At 55.7% G+C, this 8,975-nt stretch carries 4 protein-coding genes; all 4 read right to left on the reverse strand.

All coding sequences use genetic code 11. The features are described 5' to 3' along the window. Positions 1-27: 27 nt before the first annotated feature. Positions 28-786 carry an adenosylcobinamide-GDP ribazoletransferase gene (gene cobS / locus CFERDRAFT_RS08655; protein ID WP_006366839.1) on the reverse strand — a complete coding sequence of 253 codons (759 nt, stop codon included), beginning with the start codon at positions 784-786 and terminating at the stop codon, positions 28-30. After that, entirely contained in the window at positions 786-1,850 is a 1,065-nt protein-coding gene (cobT, locus tag CFERDRAFT_RS08660; protein ID WP_006366840.1) for a nicotinate-nucleotide--dimethylbenzimidazole phosphoribosyltransferase, read from the reverse strand. Before cobT ends, cobS begins: the two co-directional genes overlap by 1 nt. Positions 1,851-2,040: 190 nt before the next feature. Beyond that, complete coding sequence (locus CFERDRAFT_RS08665) at positions 2,041-2,556, reverse strand: bifunctional adenosylcobinamide kinase/adenosylcobinamide-phosphate guanylyltransferase (protein WP_006366841.1); 516 nt, start codon at positions 2,554-2,556, stop codon at positions 2,041-2,043. Between the two features lie 105 nt (positions 2,557-2,661). Further along, positions 2,662-8,975 (reverse strand): YDG domain-containing protein (locus tag CFERDRAFT_RS12480; protein WP_006366842.1); only part of this gene is annotated, 6,314 nt, incomplete at its 5' end.

An 8,975-nucleotide genomic window follows, 5' to 3' on the forward strand; every position in this document is an offset into this window, starting at 1 on the left:
CTACCTTGACGTATTGAAAAAAGGGTATCATCCGTTTCCACTCAACAAAAGGTAGAGTGCCCCCGAAATCCAGACAAAAACCTCGGTCAACTCACTGGCGGCTCCAAGGACATCACCTGTAACCCCTTCGATTTTTTTATAGCTCAACAGGCCGGTCATCCCTCCTGCAGCGATTGAGGCGGCAAGCAAGGCAAGCAGCGCATGGAGATCCTGATGGAGAAGCGGAAAAAGAAAAAGCAGGGTAAAGAGCGAAGCAACCGAAATATGCATCCATCCGGCACCGGTTACAAAAGCCTGAGCTGTACCACCCTCTCGGCGGGCATAAGGGAGCGCTGAAGCCAGAACCACCTGCGTCAGACGGGCAAGCAGCACTCCGGCAGCAATAAAGGTGAATGCGCCGAGCTCAACCAGTTTAAGCACGGCAATCCATTTGAGCAGGAGATGCATTGAGAGCGCAATGGCGCCAAAGGAACCGACATTCGGATCCTTCATAATCCTCAGTATCGACTCCTTTGTGCGTCCACCCCAGAAGCCGTCGCAAAGATCGGCAAGACCGTCAAGATGCATACCCCGTGTGAGCACAACTCCTCCGAGAACGACCAGTGCCGCCGCCAGTTCATTCCATCCCGAGAGATGAGCGCCATAGCCAAAGAGTGCCTGCAACAAGCCGAGAAAAAGCCCGACAACAGGAAACCAGAAAAGGGTGTTGCTGAAGCTCTCTGTATCTCGCCCCGGAACAGAAAACAGCGTCAGTGTTCTGATGGCTGTAATAAGAGATTTCAACATCAGAGAGCGCTTTTTTCACTGATTTTTGCAGAACTGAAAGTTGCCATCTCTTTGTAGATTTTAACGGAAGCCTCAATCATCTGCATGGCCAGAGCAGCACCGGTTCCTTCGCCCAGACGGAGATCGAGATCAAGAATCGGTCTGGCTCCAAGCTTCTGCATGATAACCCTGTGCCCCTGCTCATTGGAGGTGTGGCTGAAAAAGAGGTAGTCTTCCACTGCCGGAGAGAGCTTCAGGGCAACAACGGCTCCGGCTGACGAAATAAAGCCGTCAACTACAACGGGCAGTTTCCGTGATGCCGCCCCCAGAATAAAACCGGTGATGGCGGCAATCTCATAGCCGCCGAGTGCGGCAAGCGTTTCGAATGGCGCTGTGCAACGGGCGGCATTGATCGCAAGTGCCCTCTGGATAACCTCAATTTTATGCTGGAGGCGTTCATCATCAATGCCGGTTCCCCTGCCGGTTATGCTCTCAACCGGAACACCGAGAAGAACAGCGTAGAGTGCCGTTGCCGGAGTGGTGTTGGCAATACCCATCTCGCCGGTTCCAAGAATATGGTAACCTGCATCATAAGCATCGTATGCTATTGATACTCCGCGAAGCAGCGCCTTCAAGGTATCCTCCTCACTCATGGCCGGACCTGATGCCATGTTGGCACTACCCGGTTTAACCTTGTATTTCAGAAGCCCCGGTGTGTCCGGAAAGTCATGATTGACACCCATATCAACAACCGCCAGATCAGCTCCGGCATGACGTGAAAGCACATTGATCGCTGCTCCGCCGCTGAGCATATTGTAGACCATCTGGGGCGTAACCTCAGCCGGAAAGGCTGAGACTCCTTCCACCGCAACGCCGTGATCAGCGGCAAAACAGCAGATTTTCTTTTTTGAAAGCTCCGGATCAAGCTTGCCTGTCGCCAGCACATATTTCAGGGCAATCTCCTCAAGTCGGCCAAGACTCCCCTGCGGTTTGGTAAGGTCATCAAGATGTGCCTGCGCCGGGGCTCTGAGCGCCGGATCAGCAGGGTGGATAGCGCTCAAAAGTTGCAGCAACTCGTTATGCATAGGATATATCACTCAATTTAGGTTGTTCTGTGTACTGTTCTTTACAGCTTCAAACAGAGTGTACTGTGTTCATGTCCTGAAGTGCCGGACAAGATACAAAAAAAAAGGAGGTGGTGTAAGCCCCCCCCTTTTTGGGCTGCCTTGCCCTTGAGTTTGTTTCAGCCCTTTTTCACGACACTCTCCCTTGCCGTTATTTCAGCCGAACCGAGAGGCCGCTGCAGAGCAACCAGGCCTCGGTGGCTATGGCGGCTACCTTCTGGTTTATCATACCGGCTGCATCCCGGAATTGACGGGAGATGGCACTATCCGGCAAATCACCCATACCGATCTCTTTTGATACAAGAATAACATCACAGGGCGGCTTTTGAAGAACATCAAGAAAATGAGTGATCTGCTCATCAATCGCCCGATGATCTTCCAAATGATGCGTAAGATTTCGTGTCCACATCGTCAGACAGTCGAACAGGACAACATCAGTACCGAGAGGCAGATTCCGGAAAGCACGCTGCGGAAAAAGAGGCTCCTCCAGTGTCATAAACCGGTTGCTCCGCTCCTCCTGATGCCTGCCGATACGATGCTGCATCTCATCATCAAACGGCTCAGCCGTCGCAACAAACACCCTGTTCCGGTAGTCAGCAGCCAGTTGCAGGGCAAATGTGCTTTTGCCGCTCCTCGCCCCTCCCGTGACATACATTACCTTACTCATTATCTATATATGTAATTAAAATTTAATCGAATAACGCTCAAGATCACATCCAAAAATCTCAACGCCCCTTATAACTCCCTGTACGCTTTGCCGCTGATCAGCCGATCAGGAGCTGGAAAGATTCACTTCCCAACTCCTGTTTTTATCCTGCACACGAACCTTGATATTGAAAGACTTCTCAGGCTGACTTATGATTTTGAAAGAACGGCTTGCGGAATCATACTGAAGCCATGACGGGAGCGGAGCCCCATTATCCAGGGTAACCTTCTCGTTTCCGGTCCCTTTTGAAAGGCCTGTCGTAACATTATCAGGCAGAGGTATAACAGCGTTTTGTGACTGGCGAACGAGCTTTCCTCCGACAGAAACATTGATCACTCCCGTAAACGGTGCCGGAGTTTCGCCGGCTGATGCCGTGCTGCCAAGAGGAAGACTCGCCTGATTGATATCCGCCGCCTGATTCGTAGTGCCGCTCGTCACAGCCGCTGTACTTCCGGTATCAGCAACCGTCAGGGTGTTGCCGCTGCTGTTTTGCGTCCCGGTGTTCGTGGGGGCAGTTGCGTTATTCTCCGGCACAACGCCACCGGATGTCCCCGCTGATGCTACAGTTGTAACGGAGGGTAAAGAGAGTGACGTAGTCGTTGAATTTGAAAGCGCCCTGCCAATCGACATCGTGCCGGACGGCAGCTGCGTTGTTATGCCTGCCGGAACAACACTTGGAACATTGATTGTAACCGTAATAGTGGGGATAACGGTCTGCGGAATATCCTCAACCCGCAACTGGCCGTCCACATAACTGACTGTATAGTTACTCAGAGAGAAGGTTCCGCCCTCAGCATTACCTGGTGTAATCGGGTATGGACTGCCTGCAACCGAAGCTGTTGCAGCAGAACCGGCGCTTGTCAGCGTTACACTGCCGACTGTTTCGTTGCCTATCAGTCCGCTGATCGAGAAAAGGGTTAAGGACGGAACCGTACCATACTTCTTGCTCACATCACCAGCCGTGACCGTCAGATTTGCCTTCGTAATATCAGCTGAAAGACCGCTCTGCTGCAGCAGGGTGTAGTTTCCGGCATCAGTGCCGCTGATGGTATTGCCGCTCACCGTTACCGCTTTGGAGGTCCCGACATTCTTGTCCGCAAACGTACCCGTCGCACTGCCGCCTACACTCACAACATCGCTTTCAAGCGGTGTAACCTTTGCCGAACCGGTCAGTGTCGCTGCCGTTGTCGCATCATAAACCTTGTTGGAGGCCAAAAGACCGCTAACCGTCAGATTGGCCTTTGTAATATCCGCAACAAGTCCACTCTGCTGCAGCAGGGTGTAGTTTCCGGCATCAGTGCCGCTTATGGTATTACCGCTTACCGTTACCGCTTTGGAGGTACCGACATTCTTGTCCGCAAAGGTACCCGTTGCACTGCCGCCTGCATTCACAACATCACTTCCAAGCGGTGTAACCTTTGCCGTACCGGTCAGTGTCGCTACCGTTGTCGCATCATAAACCTTGTTGGAGGCCAAAAGACCGCTAATGGTAAGATTGGCCTTCGTAATATCAGCTGAAAGACCGCTCTGCTGCAGCAGGGTGTAGTTTCCTGCATCAGTGCCGCTTATGGTATTGCCGCTCACCGTTACCGCTTTGGATGTCCCGACATTCTTGTCCGCAAACGTACCCGTCGCACTGCCGCCAACACTCACAACATCGCTTCCAAGTGGTGTAACCTTTGCCGAACCGGTCAGCGTCGCTGCTGTCGTAGCATCATAAACCTTGTTGGAGACCAAAAGACCGCTAATGGTAAGATTGGCCCTGGTGATTTCGCCAATATCACCTGTCACTGTTGTTGGCAAGGTGTAATTGCTGAGATTTGTGGAACCTGTCGCGAGATAGTCACCGGAAAGTAGGCTAACCGTTATCGTCTTGTTTGTGCCAACGTTTTTATTGTCATATGTTCCCGTTGTTTTGGTAACTGTTGCGCCTTCACTTCCCACAAAACCATTCAACAGATAGTTCTCAGAGGTAAGCGTAGCGACAGATGTACCATCATATACTCTCTTGCTGCTTCCGGTGAGGCTTCCCGTTACTGTCAGTGCTGCCGCATTGATCGTCACGCTGTTCACTCCCGCGCTGTACCCCGTCAGGCTCGGCAACGCATAGTTACTCGCAAGACCCGTTCCGTCAAGCAGCGTTATCGCATTGATGTAATTCGTGCCGTTATCCGATACATTCGGACTAATTGATGTCGCTCCGCTGTAGCCTAACGCCTCTCCCGATATGCCCGTCGTTATCGTCACCGTCCCGGAACCTAACGTCGTATTCCCATCATACGTCTTCATCGCACTCAGCGTTACCGACTTCGCCGTTATCACCGCCGACACATCCTTGCTCGTCGCGTCCAGCACGTAGTCACTCGCCGCTGAACTGTTCGTGCCCGTTATGCTCCCTATCGACAGGCCGCTTACCGTTACCTTGTTGGCTCCGACGACATTCGCACTGTTATAGGCGCTTCCACTGTTGCTCAACGTCGCTGACGTGTCACCGCTCACCAGACCGCTGTAGCTGTACGTCGCCGTAAACCCGCCTGGCGCATCCGTCGTCGTGTCGTACGTCTTCGTCACGCCCGCGTTCGTCACCGTCGGCGTCAGCGTTGCCGCATTGATCGTCACGCTGTTCACTCCCGCGCTGTACCCCGTCAGGCTCGGCAACGCATAGTTACTCGCCAGACCCGTTCCGTCAAGCAGCGTTATCGCACTGATATACTTGTTCGTCGTCGATACATGCGCGTCACTTGCTGTCGAGCCGCTATAGCCCAGCGTCTGGCCGCTCAACAGGCCGCCTATCGTTACCGACCCACTCAGACCCGTCGTCCCGCTATACGTCTTCACCCCACTCAGCGTTACCGACTTCGCCGTTATCGTCGCCGACACATCCTTGCTCGTCGCGTCCAGCACGTAGTCACTCGCCGCTGAACTGTTCGTGCCCGTTATGCTCCCTATCGACAGACCGCTTACCGTTACCTTGTTGGCTCCGACGACATTCGCACTGTTATAGGCGCTTCCACTGTTGCTCAACGTCGCTGACGTGTCACCGCTCACCAGACCGCTGTAGCTGTACGTCGCCGTAAACCCGCCTGGCGCATCCGTCGTCGTGTCGTACGTCTTCGTCACGCCCGCGTTCGTCACCGTCGGCGTCAGCGTCGCCGCATTGATCGTCACGCTGTTCACTCCCGCGCTGTACCCCGTCAGGCTCGGCAACGCATAATTACTCGCAAGACCCGTTCCGTCAAGCAGCGTTATCGCACTGATATACTTGTTCGTCGTCGATACATGCGCGTCACTGGCTGTCGAGCCGCTATAGCCCAGCGTCTGGCCGCTCAACAGGCCGCCTATCGTTACCGACCCACTCAGACCCGTCGTGCCGCTATACGTCTTCACCCCACTCAGCGTTACCGACTTCGCCGTTATTGTCGCCGACACATCCTTGCTCGTCGCGTCCAGCACGTAGTCACTCGCCGCTGAACTGTTCGTGCCCGTTATGCTCCCTATCGACAGGCCGCTTACCGTTACCTTGTTGGCTCCGACGACATTCGCACTGTTATAGGCGCTTCCACTGTTGCTCAACGTCGCTGACGTGTCACCGCTCACCAGACCGCTGTAGCTGTACGTCGCCGTAAACCCGCCTGGCGCATCCGTCGTCGTGTCGTACGTCTTCGTCACGCCCGCGTTCGTCACCGTCGGCGTCAGCGTCGCCGCATTGATCGTCACGCTGTTCACTCCCGCGCTGTACCCCGTCAGGCTCGGCAACGCATAGTTACTCGCCAGACCCGTTCCGTCAAGCAGCGTTATCGCACTGATATACTTGTTCGTCGTCGATACATGCGCGTCACTGGCTGTCGAGCCGCTATAGCCCAGCGTCTGGCCGCTCAACAGGCCGCCTATCGTTACCGACCCACTCAGACCCGTCGTGCCGCTATACGTCTTCACCCCACTCAGCGTTACCGACTTCGCCGTTATCGTCGCCGACACATCCTTGCTCGTCGCGTCCAGCACGTAGTCACTCGCCGCTGAACTGTTCGTGCCCGTTATGCTCCCTATCGACAGGCCGCTTACCGTTACCTTGTTGGCTCCGACGACATTCGCACTGTTATAGGCGCTTCCACTGTTGCTCAACGTCGCTGACGTGTCACCGCTCACCAGACCGCTGTAGCTGTACGTCGCCGTAAACCCGCCTGGCGCATCCGTCGTCGTGTCGTACGTCTTCGTCACGCCCGCGTTCGTCACCGTCGGCGTCAGCGTCGCCGCATTGATCGTCACGCTGTTCACTCCCGCGCTGTACCCCGTCAGGCTCGGCAACGCATAGTTACTCGCCAGACCCGTTCCGTCAAGCAGCGTTATCGCACTGATATACTTGTTCGTCGTCGATACATGCGCGTCACTTGCTGTCGAGCCGCTATAGCCCAGCGTCTGGCCGCTCAACAGGCCGCCTATCGTTACCGACCCACTCAGACCCGTCGTCCCGCTATAGGTCTTCACCCCACTCAGCGTTACCGACTTCGCCGTTATCGTCGCCGACACATCATTGCTCGTCGCGTCCAGCACGTAGTCACTCGCCGCTGAACTGTTCGTGCCCGTTATGCTCCCTATCGACAGGCCGCTTACCGTTACCTTGTTGGCTCCGACGACATTCGCACTGTTATAGGCGCTTCCACTGTTGCTCAACGTCGCTGACGTGTCACCGCTCACCAGACCGCTGTAGCTGTACGTCGCCGTAAACCCGCCTGGCGCATCCGTCGTCGTGTCGTACGTCTTCGTCACGCCCGCGTTCGTCACCGTCGGCGTCAGCGTCGCCGCATTGATCGTCACGCTGTTCACTCCCGCGCTGTACCCCGTCAGGCTCGGCAACGCATAGTTACTCGCAAGACCCGTTCCGTCAAGCAGCGTTATCGCACTGATATACTTGTTCGTCGTCGATACATGCGCGTCACTGGCTGTCGAGCCGCTATAGCCCAGCGTCTGGCCGCTCAACAGGCCGCCTATCGTTACCGACCCACTCAGACCCGTCGTCCCGCTATACGTCTTCACCCCACTCAGCGTTACCGACTTCGCCGTTATTGTCGCCGACACATCCTTGCTCGTCGCGTCCAGCACGTAGTCACTCGCCGCTGAACTGTTCGTGCCCGTTATGCTCCCTATCGACAGACCGCTTACCGTTACCTTGTTGGCTCCGACGACATTCGCACTGTTATAGGCGCTTCCACTGTTGCTCAACGTCGCTGACGTGTCACCGCTCACCAGACCGCTGTAGCTGTACGTCGCCGTAAACCCGCCTGGCGCATCCGTCGTCGTGTCGTACGTCTTCGTCACGCCCGCGTTCGTCACCGTCGGCGTCAGCGTCGCCGCATTGATCGTCACGCTGTTCACTCCCGCGCTGTACCCCGTCAGGCTCGGCAACGCATAGTTACTCGCCAGACCCGTTCCGTCAAGCAGCGTTATCGCACTGATATACTTGTTCGTCGTCGATACATGCGCGTCACTGGCTGTCGAGCCGCTATAGCCCAGCGTCTGGCCGCTCAACAGGCCGCCTATCGTTACCGACCCACTCAGACCCGTCGTCCCGCTATAGGTCTTCACCCCACTCAGCGTTACCGACTTCGCCGTTATCGTCGCCGACACATCCTTGCTCGTCGCGTCCAGCACGTAGTCACTCGCCGCTGAACTGTTCGTGCCCGTTATGCTCCCTATCGACAGGCCGCTTACCGTTACCTTGTTGGCTCCGACGACATTCGCACTGTTATAGGCGCTTCCACTGTTGCTCAACGTCGCTGACGTGTCACCGCTCACCAGACCGCTGTAGCTGTACGTCGCCGTAAACCCGCCTGGCGCATCCGTCGTCGTGTCGTACGTCTTCGTCACGCCCGCGTTCGTCACCGTCGGCGTCAGCGTCGCCGCATTGATCGTCACGCTGTTCACTCCCGCGCTGTACCCCGTCAGGCTCGGCAACGCATAGTTACTCGCAAGACCCGTTCCGTCAAGCAGCGTTATCGCACTGATATACTTGTTCGTCGTCGATACATGCGCGTCACTGGCTGTCGAGCCGCTATAGCCCAGCGTCTGGCCGCTCAACAGGCCGCCTATCGTTACCGACCCACTCAGACCCGTCGTGCCGCTATACGTCTTCACCCCACTCAGCGTTACCGACTTCGCCGTTATTGTCGCCGACACATCCTTGCTCGTCGCGTCCAGCACGTAGTCACTCGCCGCTGAACTGTTCGTGCCCGTTATGCTCCCTATCGACAGGCCGCTTACCGTTACCTTGTTGGCTCCGACGACATTCGCACTGTTATAGGCGCTTCCACTGTTGCTCAACGTCGCTGACGTGTCACCGCTCACCAGACCGCTGTAGCTGTACGTCGCCGTAAACCCGCCTG

The organism is Chlorobium ferrooxidans DSM 13031 (assembly GCF_000168715.1).
Lineage (GTDB): Bacteria > Bacteroidota > Chlorobiia > Chlorobiales > Chlorobiaceae > Chlorobium > Chlorobium ferrooxidans.

Coding starts and splice junctions, on each gene's coding strand:
- cobT (WP_006366840.1), bottom strand. CDS start 1,850: ATGCATAACGAGTTGCTGCAACTTTTGAGCGCTATCCACCCTGCTGAT.
- CFERDRAFT_RS08665 (WP_006366841.1), bottom strand. CDS start 2,556: ATGAGTAAGGTAATGTATGTCACGGGAGGGGCGAGGAGCGGCAAAAGC.
- cobS (WP_006366839.1), bottom strand. CDS start 786: ATGTTGAAATCTCTTATTACAGCCATCAGAACACTGACGCTGTTTTCT.